11 protein-coding genes are annotated in these 14,925 nt (G+C 66.8%); 8 read left to right on the top strand and 3 right to left on the bottom strand.

Annotated elements, in window-relative coordinates:
• Positions 1-148 precede the first annotated feature (148 nt).
• A complete protein-coding gene (locus QNO10_RS08810) occupies positions 149-2,260 on the top strand; it encodes a DNA gyrase/topoisomerase IV subunit B (protein WP_229947656.1) in 2,112 nt (703 codons plus the stop codon).
• Positions 2,261-2,302: 42 nt separating this feature from the next.
• Here the strand turns inward: QNO10_RS08810 and QNO10_RS08805 are convergent, their stop codons facing one another.
• Both QNO10_RS08805 and QNO10_RS08800 read right to left on the bottom strand, forming a co-directional pair.
• On the bottom strand, positions 2,303-3,262 hold the full coding sequence (locus QNO10_RS08805; RefSeq protein ID WP_229947659.1) for a M56 family metallopeptidase: 960 nt from the start codon (positions 3,260-3,262) through the stop codon (positions 2,303-2,305).
• A 14-nt stretch (positions 3,263-3,276) separates the two neighbouring features.
• On the bottom strand, positions 3,277-3,642 hold the full coding sequence (locus tag QNO10_RS08800; protein ID WP_229947661.1) for a BlaI/MecI/CopY family transcriptional regulator: 366 nt from the start codon (positions 3,640-3,642) through the stop codon (positions 3,277-3,279).
• A 183-nt stretch (positions 3,643-3,825) separates the two neighbouring features.
• Here QNO10_RS08800 and QNO10_RS08795 point away from each other — a divergent pair, with 183 nt between their 5' ends.
• From QNO10_RS08795 to QNO10_RS08780, 4 genes are all read left to right on the top strand, one after another.
• Entirely contained in the window at positions 3,826-5,427 is a 1,602-nt protein-coding gene (locus QNO10_RS08795; protein WP_229947663.1) for a cytochrome ubiquinol oxidase subunit I, read from the top strand.
• A gap of 99 nt (positions 5,428-5,526) precedes the next feature.
• Positions 5,527-6,543: a cytochrome d ubiquinol oxidase subunit II gene (cydB, locus tag QNO10_RS08790; protein ID WP_229947665.1), complete on the top strand. Its 1,017-nt coding sequence runs from the start codon at positions 5,527-5,529 to the stop codon at positions 6,541-6,543.
• Positions 6,540-9,977 (top strand): thiol reductant ABC exporter subunit CydD, encoded by a 3,438-nt coding sequence (gene cydD / locus QNO10_RS08785; protein ID WP_229947667.1) that lies wholly within the window; start codon positions 6,540-6,542, stop codon positions 9,975-9,977. The genes cydB and cydD overlap by 4 nt, the downstream gene beginning before the upstream one ends.
• Before the next feature lie 9 nt (positions 9,978-9,986).
• The gene (locus QNO10_RS08780) at positions 9,987-10,979 is read left to right on the top strand and encodes a GNAT family N-acetyltransferase (RefSeq protein ID WP_229947669.1); all 993 of its coding nucleotides are present in this window, start codon (positions 9,987-9,989) and stop codon (positions 10,977-10,979) included.
• A gap of 27 nt (positions 10,980-11,006) precedes the next feature.
• Here QNO10_RS08780 and QNO10_RS08775 read toward each other — a convergent pair whose 3' ends face one another.
• Positions 11,007-11,702 (bottom strand): metal-dependent transcriptional regulator, encoded by a 696-nt coding sequence (locus QNO10_RS08775; RefSeq protein ID WP_229947674.1) that lies wholly within the window; start codon positions 11,700-11,702, stop codon positions 11,007-11,009.
• Positions 11,703-11,820: 118 nt separating this feature from the next.
• Between QNO10_RS08775 and QNO10_RS08770 the strand changes: the two genes are divergently transcribed.
• From QNO10_RS08770 to QNO10_RS08760, 3 genes are read left to right on the top strand one after another with little or no spacing between them, the layout of a single operon-like run.
• Complete coding sequence (locus QNO10_RS08770) at positions 11,821-12,201, top strand: metal-sensitive transcriptional regulator (protein WP_229947676.1); 381 nt, start codon at positions 11,821-11,823, stop codon at positions 12,199-12,201.
• A 58-nt stretch (positions 12,202-12,259) separates the two neighbouring features.
• Entirely contained in the window at positions 12,260-12,484 is a 225-nt protein-coding gene (locus tag QNO10_RS08765; RefSeq protein WP_229947677.1) for a heavy-metal-associated domain-containing protein, read from the top strand.
• A gap of 60 nt (positions 12,485-12,544) precedes the next feature.
• A complete protein-coding gene (locus QNO10_RS08760) occupies positions 12,545-14,851 on the top strand; it encodes a heavy metal translocating P-type ATPase (protein ID WP_229947678.1) in 2,307 nt (768 codons plus the stop codon).
• Positions 14,852-14,925: the final 74 nt, after the last annotated feature.

The raw sequence follows: 14,925 nt of genomic DNA, 5'->3' as shown, positions 1-14,925 counted from the left end.
ACCCATCGCGGCAGGCTATGTGGCCAGACTCACCCGGCTGAGTCGTTGGGCCAAAGTGTCACCGCCGGGGATTAACCTAGGAGGAGTTCCTGATTGTTCCGGATATCCCTACCGGCATAAGAGCCGGCACCAAGGAGTTTCAACACACGTGGCGCCCCCTAGTTCTGATTACACTGCCCGGCACCTTTCCGTACTGGAAGGGCTGGAGGCCGTCCGCAAGCGTCCCGGCATGTATATCGGGTCCACCGACTCACGCGGCCTGATGCATTGCCTGTGGGAGATCATCGACAATTCGGTCGACGAAGCGCTGGCTGGCTTCGGACAGAGCATCAAGGTCATCCTGCACCCGGACGGTTCAGTGGAAATCCACGACGACGGACGCGGCATCCCGGTGGATATCGAACCGAAAACCGGGTTGTCCGGCGTCGAAGTGGTGTTCACCAAGCTGCACGCAGGCGGCAAGTTCGGCGGCGGATCCTACGCCGCCTCGGGCGGGCTGCACGGCGTGGGCGCCAGCGTGGTCAACGCACTGTCCTCCCGCCTCGACGTCCAGGTGGACCGTGCAGGCAAGACCTACCAGATGGCCTTCCGCCGCGGCGAGCCCGGGCATTTCGACGACACCGGACGGAAGCCCGGCCCCGAGGCCAAGTTCTCTCCGTTCCTGGACAGTTCGCGGCTGGAAGTTGTCGGCAAGGCCAAGCGCGGCGTCACCGGTACCCGGATCCGCTACTGGGCCGACCGGCAGATCTTCACCCCGGACGCAAAGTTCTCCTACACCGAGCTGCAGGCCCGCGCCCGCCAGACGTCCTTCCTGGTGCCCGGCCTGCGGATCACGCTGCGCGACGAACGCCGCCTGCCCGGAACCCCGGGGGAAAACGGCCCGGTGGAGGAGGTCTTCCACCACGACGGCGGCATCGGCGAGTTCGTCGAGTACCTGGCCGCCGACGCCGCGGTGACCGACATCTGGCGGCTGCACGGCTCCGGAAAGTTCAAGGAATCCGTGCCGGTGCTGGATGAGAACGGGCACAGCCGGATCACCGAAATTGAGCGCGAGGCCGAGGTGGATATCGCCCTGCGCTGGGGGATCGGCTACGAAACGACCATCCGCTCTTTCGTGAACATCATTGCCACGCCCAAGGGTGGAACGCACCAGACCGGGTTCGAACAGGGCCTGCTGAAGACGTTCCGCAAGGTCATCGAAGCCAATGCCCGCAAGCTCAAGGCAGGCAACGACAAGATCGAAAAGGACGACGTTTTCGCCGGGCTGACCGCGGTGCTGACCGTCCGCCTCGCCGAACCCCAGTTCGAGGGCCAGACCAAGGAAATCCTCGGCACCTCCGCCGTACGTGCCATCGTGAGCAAGGTCGTGGAGAAGGAGATCACCGCCCGGTTGAACTCCACCGCCCGTGCTGACAAGGCTCAGTCCTCGCAGCTGCTGGAAAAGGTGGTGGCGGAGATGAAGTCCCGTATCTCCGCCCGCGTGCACAAGGAGACCCAGCGGCGGAAGAACGCCCTGGAAACCTCCACCATGCCCGCCAAGCTGGCGGACTGCCGGATCGATGACCAGGAACGGTCGGAACTGTTCATCGTGGAGGGCGACAGCGCGCTCGGCACCGCCAAGCTCGCCCGCTCCTCGGACTACCAGGCGCTGCTGCCGATCCGCGGCAAGATCCTCAACGTGCAGAAAGCTTCCGTCGCGGACATGCTGTCCAACGCCGAGTGCGCCGCCCTGATCCAGGTGGTCGGCGCAGGCTCCGGCCGCAGCTTCCAGCTGGACGCCGCCCGCTACGGCAAGGTCATCTTCATGACCGACGCCGACGTCGACGGTGCCCACATCCGCACCCTGCTCCTCACGCTGTTCTTCCGTTACATGCGGCCGCTGGTCGATGCGGGGCGGGTCTACGCCGCGGTGCCGCCGCTGCACCGCGTGGAAGTCATCAACGCGGGCTCGAAGAGCAACGAGATGGTCTACACCTACAGCGAAAAGGAGCTGCACCAGGTGCTGGACCGCCTGGAGAAGGAAGGAAAGCGCTACAAGGAGCCGATCCAGCGGTACAAGGGCCTGGGCGAAATGGACGCCGGCCAGCTGGCTGAAACCACCATGGACCCGCGCCACCGCACCCTGCGCCGGGTCCGGATCTCCGAGGCGGCCGCAGCCGAGCAGGCATTCGAGCTGCTGATGGGCAGCGACGTGGCGCCCCGCAAGGACTTCATCATCGCCGGCGCCGCCATGCTGGACCGGGACCGGATCGACGCCTGACGGTCGTGCCGGGGTCAAGCTCGGCGCATCCAGCAGGCAGTGCTAATCCAAGAGACCCGGAGCCATCAGCAGTGTGGTGGGTACGGCGAGCAGCAGGACCGAGAGGCACAGTACGCCCCACTGCTGCCAGCGGGGCAGCGGCGGCTGCGGTGTCAGCAGCCGGCTGAGCCGGCCTGCAGTGCCCAGCGGTTCGGTTCCCTCCGGGCTGCCCAAGGCCAGGGGCTGTGCGGGACCTGAAGTGTCCGGTGCCGGGGAACCCGAGCCGACGATGGCCACCGCGCGGACGAGGGTCATCCGGTCCACCTTCGCCAGCGCCTCGTCGTCGGCGAGCATTTCAATGAGTTCGTTGACCGAGCGCTGGGCCAGCAGCGACGTCGGCAGCCACGGAAGGGCCGCACGCCAGGCTGCGAAGGCCCACAGCAGGAGGTGGTGGTGCTGGGCCAGGTGGGCCCGTTCATGGGTCAGCACTGCGGAAAGCTCATCCTTGGAGAGCATATTCAGCAGCCCGTCGGAGAGCACGGTCACCGAACGTGCGCCGCCGGGCAGGCAGTAGGCCACCGGTGTCGGATGCTGGATGACCAGCGTGGCAGGAGTATCCGCCGAAGGGGAACTGAGCAGGTTGAGCATGTCCCGGTGCCGGTGCCGGCCACGCAGGATGCGGTAGTACGTCAGCAGCAGGGTGAACACCAGATGGATGCTCAGGAGCGTCGCCGCGCTGAGGGCAAAGACGTGGACCAGTCCCAGGGTGCTGGCCGGAGCGCCCTCCAGAAGGATGCGCCAGAGTCCGTGCAGACCGGCCAGCAGGTTGTTGCCCAGTGGTTCAAGGCCCCAGGTAAGCATGGCCCCGATCATCGACAGGCCGCCCGCGAGGGCTATCGCCTGCCACAGGACCATGGCCGTAAAGGGGGAGCGCGCGGGCCATTGCGCCCGCGAAAGAAGAACCGGAACGGGCCACGCCAGCACAATCGCCAGCGCAGCCAGTGCGTAGGAGGCCCAGAACACCCGGGGTGCCGGTGCTAGGCGCCGAGCAGCCTGCGCAGCATTTGTGCCTCGGTGTCGGAGACGGAGCCGACGAACCGGGCCAGCACGGCTTCCCGGTCATTCGCAGTTCCAAGGGCTTCATGCATGAGTTCGGCCGTGTGTTCGGCGCGGCTGGTCACGGCACGGTAGCGGTGGGGGCGAATGTCACGCTCACGCTGGACCAGGGACTTCTTCTCCAGCCGGGACAGAACAGTCAGCACGGTGGTGACCGCCAGGCCCTTGCCGTCGGCGGAGTCCTCACGCTGGGCCAGTTTCTCGCGGAGCTCATTGGCCGTGGCTGCTTCGTTTGATTCCCACAGCAGATCCATCATTGCGCGTTCCAGCTCACCGAGCGTTGCCATGTGCATCCTTTTTTCATCGAGACCCCGGCGGACCCTTGGATCGGGTCCAGACTTACTAATATAGCGCGTTCCCGAGGATTGTTCTACATCACGTAGAAATCTTACGGGAGTTGTTCTACGCTGTGTAGAAGTAAGGAATTCTACGTGGCGTAGAAGTCGTTCCTCAAGCCGAAGGACATAAGCGTGGAAGCACTGGATATCGCCCGGTGGCAGTTCGGCATCACAACCGTCTACCACTTCCTCATGGTCCCGCTGACCATTGGGCTGGGGATCGTGGTGGCAACCATGCAGACCGCCTGGGTGCGCACCGGCAAAGAGCAGTACCTCCGAATGACGAAGTTCTGGGGCAAGCTGTTCCTGATCAACTTCATCCTCGGCCTGGCCACGGGCCTGGTCCAGGAGTTCCAGTTCGGCATGGCCTGGAGTGAATACAGCCGCTTCGTCGGCGACGTCTTCGGCGCCCCGCTGGCGCTGGAGTCCCTGCTGGCCTTCTTCACCGAATCGGTGTTCCTCGGACTCTGGATCTTCGGCTGGAAACGCCTGCCGCCGAAGATCCATCTGGCGTGCCTGTGGATCACCACCCTGGCCTCCATGCTCTCGGCCTACTTCATCCTCGCCGCGAACTCCTGGATGCAGCACCCCGTGGGCGTGGAAATGGTGGATGGCCGTCCCGTCATGAACGACATCTGGGCCGTCCTGACCAACAACACCCTGCTCGTCGCGTTCCCGCACACTATCTTCGGTGCCTTTGCCGTTGCCGGCGGATTCCTGCTCGGCATTGCCTGGTACCACCTCTGGAAGCGGCGCCGCGACGGCATTGACACCGTGGATGCCAAGGGCAACGTGGTGGTGGGCGAAAACGCCGCGATCGGCCGCGACAAGACCGACCATGCAGTGTGGCTGCGGTCCCTGCGCATCGGTGCCGTCGTCGCCATGATCTCCTTTGCCGGCGTCGCTGTCAGCGGTGACCTGCAGGGCAAGCTGATGTTCGAGCAGCAGCCCATGAAGATGGCCGCCGCGGAGGCCGCGTGCCATGACGGGACATCCTTCTCCGTGCTGTCCATCGGTGATCCCGGCGCGGCGGACTGCGAGGACGTGGACACCCTGATCGAGATTCCGGGCATGCTGTCCTTCCTCGCCAACGGAGACTTCGACACCGAAATCCGGGGCGTCAACACCCTGCTGGAGCAGTACCAGGACGCCTACGGCACCCACCTTCCGGACAACGAGATGTACGGCGTCAACTCCGGTGCCGAAATCGACTACACGCCGAACTTCGCCGTGACCTACTGGGGCTTCCGCATCATGATCGGCTTCGGCGGCATCGCCGCCGTCGCGGCAGCCTTCGCCCTCTGGGTGGTCCGCAAGGGCACGGTTCCTGAATCCAAGTGGCTGATGCGCCTTGCTGTGTTCGGCATCCTGGCGCCCTTCGGTGCCAACTCCGCGGGCTGGATCTTCACCGAAATGGGCCGCCAGCCGTTCGTGGTGGCCCCGAACCCCACCGGTTCCGACGGTGTGTTTATGTTCACCGCGGCAGCCGTCTCGCCCGGCGTGAGCCTGGGGGAGCTGCTGTTCTCCGTCATCACCTTCACGCTGGTCTACCTGGCCCTGCTGATCGTGGAGGTGCGGCTGCTGTTCAAGTTCGTCCGCGGCGGCGTCCCGGCAGCGATGCCGGATCTGCTGGGCAACGACGACGGCGGCACAGGCGGCCTCGATTCGGCCGGCGGCGACCCGGACGGCAGCCCCGGAAAGAAGAAGGACGATGTCCTCGACTTCGCCTACTGAGATTCTCCGGAGGGGAACCGTGCATACGGCGACCCTCCGGATCCTGTCCGAACACCCTGCAACCTGCCGGCTGCCGGCATTTCTGGAGCTCTGAAAGTAATGTCGCTACCGCTTTTCTGGTTCATTGTGATTGCGTTCCTCTGGGTCGGTTACCTCTTCCTGGAGGGATTCGACCTGGGGGTGGGCATGCTCTTGAAGCTGATGGCCCGCAATGAGAAGGACCGCCGGGTGCTGCTCAACACCATCGGCCCGGTGTGGGACGGCAATGAAGTCTGGCTGATCACGGTCGGCGCGATGACTTTCGCGGCCTTCCCCCTGTGGTACGCCTCGTTGTTCTCCGCTCTGTATATCCCGCTGGTCTTCGTCCTGCTCGGACTCATCTTCCGGGCCGTCTCCATCGAATACCGCGGCAAGCATGACAGCGACAGCTGGCGCAACCGCTGGGACTGGGCCCATGCCCTAGGTGCGTTCACGGCCGCCTTCGGCGTCGGCGCCGCACTTGGCCTGACCACCACCGGACTACCGCTGAACGAGAACGGCGACCGGGTGGGCGGGGCGTTTGCCTGGCTGACTCCGTACGCAGTTCTGGGCGGAGTCGCCGTGGTGGCTTTCTGCCTGATCCATGCGTGTGTCTTCCTGATGCTCAAGACCGACGGAGAGATCCGGGACCGTGCCCGGCGCATCGTGCTGCGCTGGCTGCCCGTCGGCATCCTGCCGCTGGCGGCGTGGGCCATCATTGTGCAGTTCATGAATGCCAAGGTTGGGACGCTGCCCCTGCTGGTGATTGCGGTGGTGGGAGCCCTCCTGGCCTGGATCTACGTGCGGCGGGGCCGTGAGGGTCTGGGCTTCATCAGCCTCGGCGTCTTCCTGGTGGCCGGAGCAGCGACCATCTTCGCCTCCATGTACCCCGTGGTACTGCCCTCCACGCTCGATGCCGCCTGGAATCTGACGGTGGAAAATGCGTCCGCCTCGCCCTACGCCCTGAAGGTCATGAGCTGGGTAGCCTTGTTCGGCCTGCCGGTGGTGGTGCTGTACCAGGGCTGGACCTATTGGGTGTTCCGTAAGCGGGTCTCCGCCGAGGCAATCCCCGCCCCCCACAGCTTCAAGAACCAGTGAAACCGGTACTGCCGGTCAGCGCCACCAGCCGCCGGGCGCTGTACCTCCTCGGGCTGCTTGCCGCCGTCAAGGCCGCGGGACTGGTCCTGCTGGCCGATGCCGTGGCCGGCGGCATCGCCGGACTGGCAGCCGGCGGGCCCGACTGGAACCGGGTGTTCCTCCTCGGTGCCGCGGGCGCCGTGCTGCGCTCCGTAGCCGTCTGGGGCCAGGACACGGTGGCTCAGCGGGCGGCCGCGGGTGTCAAGGACGAGCTGCGCCGTCAGCTGTCCGTTCGGGTGCTGGCCGACGGCGGCACGGTCCCGGGGATGGGCAGCGGCGCGCTGAGCGTTTTGCTGACGCGCGGCCTGGATGGACTGGACAACTACTACTCCAAGTACCTGCCCGCCCTGGTGACCTGCGCCGTCGTGCCCCTGCTGGTGGGAGCCCGCATCCTGGCCGCAGACTGGGTCAGTGCAGTCACGATCGTGCTGACCGTTCCCCTTATCCCGGTGTTTATGATCCTGATCGGCCTGCACACCGAGGACAAGACCGAAGCCGCCGTGGACGCACTGAACCGGCTCTCGGACAACATGCTTGAACTGGCCAGGGGCCTGCCCGTGCTGGTGGGCCTGGGCCGGGCCCGGGCACAGACCCGGGCACTGCGGGACGTGGCCGACCGCTACCGGGTCACCACCCTGGCGACCCTGCGGGTGGCGTTTATGTCCTCGCTGGCCCTGGAACTGATTGCCACCATCTCGGTGGCGCTGGTGGCCGTGTTCATCGGTGTCCGGCTGGTGCACGGCGGCATGCCGCTGGAACTGGGGCTGCTGGCACTGATCCTGGCGCCCGAGTGCTACCAGCCGCTGCGCGACCTGGGCACCGCCCACCACGCCAGTGAGGACGGCCTCGAGGCATTGAACCGGACCAATGCGGTACTGAAGGCGCCCGAAGCCCGGCCGCTGGCAGTGGATACCGGAAGTGTGGAGCTGCAGGTCCGGGACCTGACCATCACGTACGAGGGACGGCCGCAGCCGGCGGTGGAGAACCTCAGTTTCACGGTGCCCGCAGGGACCATCGCCGCGCTGACCGGACCGAGCGGTGCAGGAAAAACGTCCGTCCTTGAGGTCCTGGCCGGTCTGCGCCGCGACGGCGGCGACACCCGGCTGGCCGGTTCCGTCAACGGGATCGGCCCTGCCTCGCAGGCCTGGATCCCGCAGCATCCCGTGCTGGTCGAGGACACCGTTGCGGAGGAGATCGCCCTCTACGCGGGCTTCCCGGCTGCCGGGAGCGGCACTGCCGGAGGATGGGACGCCGGCGAAAGCCCGGGCCGCGCCGCCGCCCGGGCCGCACTGGAACAGATCCATGCCGTCCACCTTTTGGATGCCGCCGCCGGGGACCTGAGCCCCGGGGAGCAGCGCCGGGTGGCTGTGGCGCGTGCGCTGGCCCGGATCGCCGCCCGTCCCGAGGTCCGGATCCTGCTCGCGGACGAACCCACGGCGCACCTCGATGCGCAAAGTGCCTCGTCGGTCCGGGCCGCACTTTCCCGGCTCCGGGGCACGGTCACCGTGCTGATGGTTGCCCATGATGCCGCCACCGCGGCGATCGCCGACGTCGTTATCCCCGTCGAGACTTCCGCCGCCGGACCCCAGGGCCGGGTTCGGGGAAAACACGCTGCAGCAGCGGACCCGGCCGGGATGGCCCCGGCAGCAGTTCCGGCTGCCGGCGGCGTCGAGCCGGTGCATGCCGGTGTGGGCGCGGGCGGCGGCGCGCCCGGCACGCGGACAGCCGCCGCGGACCAGCGCGTTCATCAGCCCCTCTGGAAGAACCTCCTGGTGCTGAAGCCCTGGAGCAAACAGTTTGTCCTTGCCTTGGTGCTGGGCACCGGCGCCACCATGTTCGCCGTCGCCCTGACGGCGCTGTCCGCCTGGCTGATTGTGCGGGCATCCGAGCAGCCGCCCATCCTGTACCTGCTCATGGCGATTGTGGGCGTGCGGTTCTTCGGCATCGGCCGCGCCCTGCTGCGCTACCTGGAGCGGCTGTCCCTGCACGACGCCGTCTTCCGTGCCACCAACGTGCTGCGGGTACGGCTGTGGAACGGACTGCTGCAGCGGCCCGAGGGCTGGCGCCGGGTGGCCCGCGGCTCCGGTGCCCTGGAACGCCTGGTGGGTGACGTGGACGAACTGCGGGACATTGCGCCCCGGGTGGTCTTTGCGCCCTTAACCGGGCTGTTGACCGCCGCCGGCGCCTGCGTGGTGACCTGGCTGCTGGTCCCGGAAGGCCTGGCAGTGCAGGTGACACTCTGCGTAGTGGGAATGGTTGTTGCCCCGCTGCTGGCCCTGCTTGCCGACTCCGCGGCCCGCGCCGCCACGGTAAACCTGCAGGCCCGGTCCATGTCCTCGATGGCCCGCCTGCTCACGGCCGCACAGGATCTGGAAGCCAATGCCAGTTCCGGACCGGTCCTGGCCCGGCAGGAGGAATTCGAAGCCGCTGCTGCCAAGGCGGTCCGCCGCAGCGCCTGGGCACAGGGCCTCGCCAACGCCGTCACGGCCTTGGCCTGCTCCCTCGCCGCGCTCTACATGCTCAGTGCCTCGCAGGGATCACACGCCACCGTGGCCGCCGTCGTCGTCCTGGTCCAGCTCGCGCTGATCGAACCTTTTGTTGCGGTCAACGGCTCCATCCAGCAGTTCACCGCGTGGCGCACCCTGGGCGACAAGGTGCTGCCCGACCTGGGCAGCGAGGAGGTTGCCGCCGATGACACTGCGGAGGAAACCGCGGCCCGGAAGCGGTTCGGCAAGGTGGAGGACCTGCAGCTGACCGGCATCCGCTACCGCTATCCCGGCGCACCCGAGGACGTGCTGACTGGAGTGGACCTGCACGTCGCGGCAGGGGAGTGGGTGGCCGTCACCGGCCCCTCCGGTAGCGGCAAATCCACCCTGTTGGGCGTCCTGCTGGGCTTCCTGCCGCCGCGCAGCGGCTCCTACCTCATCAACGGTGTCCCCGCCGGGACACTGCCGCCCGCCGCCCGCCGGATGGCGTGGTGCCCCCAGGAGGCGCATCTCTTCGACTCGAGCCTGCGCGGCAATCTGCTCCTGGCCCGGGACCGTGCACTCGCCCCGACCGAAGCGGAAATGATTGGATCCCTCCGCGCCGTCGGGCTGGGGCCGCTGTTCGACACACTGCCGGAAGGGCTCGATACTCCGATCGGGGCGGGCGGTCATTTCCTCTCGGGCGGCCAGCGCCAACGGCTCGCCGTCGCCCGGGCACTGCTTTCGGAAGCCGACGTCGTCCTGCTCGATGAACCCACGGCCCATCTGGACGCGGAAGCAGGAGCGCAGCTGATGGCGGACCTGAAATCGGGTCTGGCCGGCAAGGCCGTCGTGGTGGTTACGCATAATCCGGCCGATGCCGCCTGGTGTGAGCGGGAGGTCTCACTGGGAGCGGTGCTGATGTCCTAGGGTGGGTGGATGCAGACGCCCTCCCCACCTGTGCTTCCCGGGCCGGAAACCGGCCTCCGCTGGCGGTCCATTGCGGACGACGACGTCGACGCCTGGCATGCGCTGATCCGGCGGATGGCGGACGCCGACAAACCGGCATGGGTGGAGGACCGCCGCGATCTGGAACAGGCGCTGGAAACCACCTCTGGAGACCCTGCGCAGGACACCCTGATCGGACTGGATAAGGCCGGGACCGCCCGCGCCTACGGCCGGATCGCCCTGAACCCCGGTTCCGAAACCGGCTCCGGCTTCGGCGGCGTGGATCCGCAGTGGCGGCGCCGCGGCATCGGCGCGCAGGTCTACCGCTGGCAGGAAACCCGGCTGCGCCAGCGGCTGCTGACCGAACACCGGAAGCATGGTGTCCTGCGTACCTACGCAGAGGAATCCAATGCCTCACAAGTGGCACTGCTGCAGTCCGAGGGGGCGGAAGTGGTCCGGTACTTCACCGAGATGACCCGGCCGCTGGCAGGCGACCTGCCGGACGCGGAGCTGCCGGAGGGAATGGAGTTCCGGACCTTCGATGCGGAGATTTCCGACGCCGTGCGGCGGGCCCATAATGAGGCGTTCCGGGACCACTGGGGCAGCGAGCCCCGCAACAAGGAGCGCTGGGGATTCACCGTGGACCATCCGCAGTTCCGGCCGAAATGGAGCTTTGCCGTCATCGACACCGCCTCCGGTGAAGTGGCCGCCTACCAGTTGGCCAGCTTTGATCCGGAGAGCAAGGACATCCACGGCTACAAGGAGGGCTACACCATGCTCCTTGGCGTCCGGCGGGACTGGCGGGGCCGGAAACTGGCTCCGGCCATGCTGCGCGAGGCAATGCGGCGCTTCCGCAACGGCGGCATGGACAACGCCACCCTGGGCGTCGACACGGAGAACCCCTCCGGTGCCCTGGGCCTGTACGAAAGCCTGGGCTACCGGCCCACGCACCGGGAAGTGGTCTTCGACAAGACGGTGCTCTAGGGACAGAAACAGGAACAGGCACGTCCCCTAACGGGACGAAGGCACCACTGCATCGGCGGCGGGCAGGATCCAGATGGCTTCCGCTGCGGGCAGGCCAAGGTCCAGGGTGCGGCCGCCGGCTTCGATGGTGATCGTGCCTGCATAGGGTTGGCGCTGCACCACCGATACCACGGTGTCCAGGTGAAGGCCCAGGCCGGCAATGTAGCGCAGCAGATCGGGGTCGTTGTCCGAAACGCGGGCCACCAGGCCCCGCGTGCCGGGCTCGCAGCGGCTCAACCGGAAGGCGTCCAGCACGGGGAAACTCCCGTCGCCGGCGGGAATCGGATCGCCATGCGGGTCGCGGACCGGATGGCCGAGGCGCTCAGCCAGTGCATCAACCATTTTGTCCGAGACGGCATGTTCCAGATGCTCCGCCTCGTCATGGACCTCGTCCCAGCCGTAGCCCAGGTACTGGACCAGGAACGTTTCAATCAGGCGGTGGCGGCGCACCATGCCCACAGCGGCTTTTTGGCCTGCATCCGTCAGCGCAATGGATCCGTAGCGCGCGTGCGTCACCAGGCCCTGGCCGGTCAGCTTCTTCACGGCCTCGGAGACCGACGACGGCGAGAAGCCCATGTGCGCCGACAGCGCGGACACGGTCAGGGGCTCATCGGTCCATTCCTGTGCGGTCCAGATGACCTTGAGGTAGTCCTGGCTTGCTGTCGAGAGTTCACTGTGCGCCACGGACTCCACCTTACTGGCAGAACACCGCCACTTCGGGAATAAATACCCCCTAGGGGTACTTGAAACGATACCCCGGCCGGGTATAACTTGGAGGCAGCCAAGGACAGGAGCAGAGGCAATGGACTCAGTGACACAGAACGGCGCAGTGACGCAGAACGGCGCAGTGACACAGAACGTTCCGGAACCCGTGGAATCCCACGACGGGCCGCATGGCTACACATCTGATAAAGACGCCTACCTCCGCCGGCTGCGCCGGATCGAGGGACAGGTGCGGGGTATCGCCCGCATGGTCGAAGAGGACAAATACTGCATCGACATCCTCACCCAGGTCGCCGCCATCAACAAGGCGCTGCACGCGGTCAGCCTGGGGCTGGTCCAGGATCACATGTCGCACTGCATGGTAGACGCGGCGCAGGAATCCGAACGGACGGGCAACCCCGAGATTGTCACGGCAAAGGTCCAGGAAGCCGCCGACGCCATCGGCCGGCTGCTGCGCTAGCACCCGGCACCCGGCACCCGGCATCCGATTCATCCAAACCAGAGGAAGAACTAAAAACATGGAAACCACCACGCTGAACATTTCCGGAATGACCTGCGGACACTGCGTCGCCTCGGTGACCGAGGAAATCGAGGCGCTCGACGGCGTCAACAGTGTTTCGGTTGACCTGAACGCCGGGGGCATCTCCACCGCGACCGTCACCGCGAGCCGAAGCCTGACGGCGGCTGAACTCGGAGAAGCAGTAGCTGAGGCCGGCTATCTGGTGGTCGACGCCGACGCCTAGCCGGTGCGTGGAAGCGGCCCCGGTGCGGACTACGGACAGAAAGTAATGGAGGGAACCACGATGGACACTCGCGAAGAAGCGGACCACAGGGCAGTTGACCTCGAGATCCAGGGGATGACCTGCGCTTCCTGTGTTGCGCGGGTGGAACGCAAACTCGGAAAGATCGACGGCGTGCATGCGGCGGTCAACCTCCCGCTGGAAAGTGCCCAGGTCACTGTGCCTGCATCGGTGACGGACCAGCAGATCGTAGACGCGGTGAATGCCGCCGGGTACACCGCTAAGGTGAAACGCCGCACCGCCGCCCTGCAGCACGGGCATGGTGCCGGCATGCCCCACGGGGACCACTCCCATCAGGACCAAATGCACCACGGCAACACAATGTCCCACGAGGACCACCTGTCCCACGGCGGAACCGCAGCGCAGCTTCGGCCCCGGCTGATCCTCGCTGCCGTCCTGAGCGTTCCGGTCCTGCTGATCTCCATGGTTCCCGCCCTTGGGTTCCCGAACTGGGGATGGGTGGCCGCCCTGCTCGCCCTGCCCGTGGTGACCTGGTCCGCCTGGCCCTTCCACCGGGCTGCGGCCATCAACGCACGGCACCTCGCTTCCACAATGGACACCCTGGTTTCCCTCGGCGTCGCTGCGTCCTACCTCTTCTCGGTAGGCCAGCTGGCTGTGGACCCGGGCCTCACCGCGGATCCGGGCATGGGCTCGGACCCGCACCTGTACTTCGAGGTCGCCTCGGTGGTGGTCACCTTCCTGCTGCTGGGCCGCTATCTGGAGGCCAACGCCAAAACCAAGGCCACGGATGCGCTGAAGGCCCTGCTGAATCTGGGCGCAAAGGACGCAACGGTACTGCGGGACGGGCAGGAAATCCGCATTCCGGCGGACCGGCTGGCAGTGGGTGAGGTTTTCGTTGTCCGTCCCGGGGGAAAGATCCCGGCTGACGGCGTGGTGGTGGAGGGCCGTTCCGCAGTGGACGCTTCCCTGATCACCGGGGAATCCCTGCCCGTGGAGGTGGACGTGGACAGCCCGGTCACGGGGGCCACGATCAACACCTCCGGCCGGCTGCTGGTGCGGGCCACAAGGGTCGGCAGCGAGACGACCCTGGCGCAGATGGGCCGCCTGGTCAGTGACGCCCAATCTTCCAAGGCCCCGATCGCGCGGCTTGCGGACCGGATCAGTGCCGTCTTTGTTCCGGTGGTACTCGGGATCGCCGTCCTGACCTTTGTGTTGTGGATGGTCCTGACCGGTGACCTGCAGGCAGCCTTCACCGCCGCCGTCACGGTGCTGGTCATTGCCTGCCCCTGTGCCCTCGGCCTCGCCACCCCGGTGGGCCTGCTGACCGGAACGGGCCGCGGCGCGCAGTTGGGCATCCTCATCAAGGGCGCCCAGGTGCTGGAGGACACCCGCACGGTGGACACCATTGTGCTGGACAAGACCGGCACCATCACCTCGGGCCGGCTGTCCGTGGCCCGGATCCGGCTGTTGGATAGTGCTGCAGCGGACTTCTCCGCGGACGGCCTGCTGCGCCTGGCCGGCTCGGTGGAAGACGCGGGGGAGCACCCCATTGCCCGGGCCGTTGCCGCGTCCGCCCGGTCCGGGCCGGGTACGGCACCGGTTACCGGGTTTGATTCGGCTCCGGGCGGGGGAGTCCGCGGCACCGTCGAGGGACATCTCATTGTTGCCGGACGTCCGGCCTGGCTGGACGAGAACGGGGTTGACCTGCCGGACACTGCCTACGCCGCACTGCGGAAAGAGCAGGAAACGGGAGCCACTGCCGTCCTGGTGGCGGTCGATAACCGTGCCGTGGCCATCATCAGCCTGCAGGACACCATTAAGGAGGGCTCCGAGGCAGCCATCGCACGGTTCCGCAGCCTGGGTCTGCACCCGGTGCTGCTGACCGGGGACAACGCGGTGGTGGCCGCCCAGGTCGCGGAACAGGTCGGGATTCCGGCGGAGGATGTGCTGGCCGATGTCCGTCCCGAAGGGAAGGTCGACGCCGTCCGGCGGCTCCAGGCTCAGGGCCGCACCGTGGCGATGGCAGGTGACGGCGTGAACGACGCCGCCGCACTGGCACAGGCGGACCTGGGCATTGCCATGGGATCGGGCACCGACGTCGCCATGGAAGCAGCTGACCTGACCGTGATGGGCAGCAGCCTGGGGCAGGTGGCCACCGCCGTCGAACTCTCCCGGCGGACGCTGGCGACCATTAAGACCAACCTGTTCTGGGCGTTTTTCTACAACGCGGTGGGCATCCCGGTGGCAGCGTTCGGGCTGCTTAACCCGATGATCGCCGGCGCCGCCATGGCGGCGAGCTCGGTGCTGGTGGTGGGCAACTCCCTGCGGCTGCGCAATTTCGGCAAATAGCGCAGTTTCGGCCAGTAGTCCGTCCAACAAATAGACAAAAAACCGGGCCGGGCCGCGGAGCGTAACGCTCCGCG

It is taken from the genome of Arthrobacter sp. zg-Y919 (genome assembly GCF_030142045.1).
GTDB lineage: Bacteria > Actinomycetota > Actinomycetes > Actinomycetales > Micrococcaceae > Arthrobacter_B.
Note: the sequence above shows the minus strand (reverse complement) of the source record. Positions and strands in the feature narration are given on the sequence as shown.

Excerpts from the sequence above, each read along its gene's own strand:
- QNO10_RS08800 (WP_229947661.1), bottom strand. The coding sequence starts at position 3,642 with ATGGCAACGCTCGGTGAGCTGGAACGCGCAATGATGGATCTGCTGTGG.
- cydB (WP_229947665.1), top strand. The coding sequence starts at position 5,527 with ATGTCGCTACCGCTTTTCTGGTTCATTGTGATTGCGTTCCTCTGGGTC.
- QNO10_RS08780 (WP_229947669.1), top strand. The coding sequence starts at position 9,987 with ATGCAGACGCCCTCCCCACCTGTGCTTCCCGGGCCGGAAACCGGCCTC.
- QNO10_RS08770 (WP_229947676.1), top strand. The coding sequence starts at position 11,821 with ATGGACTCAGTGACACAGAACGGCGCAGTGACGCAGAACGGCGCAGTG.
- QNO10_RS08765 (WP_229947677.1), top strand. The coding sequence starts at position 12,260 with ATGGAAACCACCACGCTGAACATTTCCGGAATGACCTGCGGACACTGC.
- QNO10_RS08760 (WP_229947678.1), top strand. The coding sequence starts at position 12,545 with ATGGACACTCGCGAAGAAGCGGACCACAGGGCAGTTGACCTCGAGATC.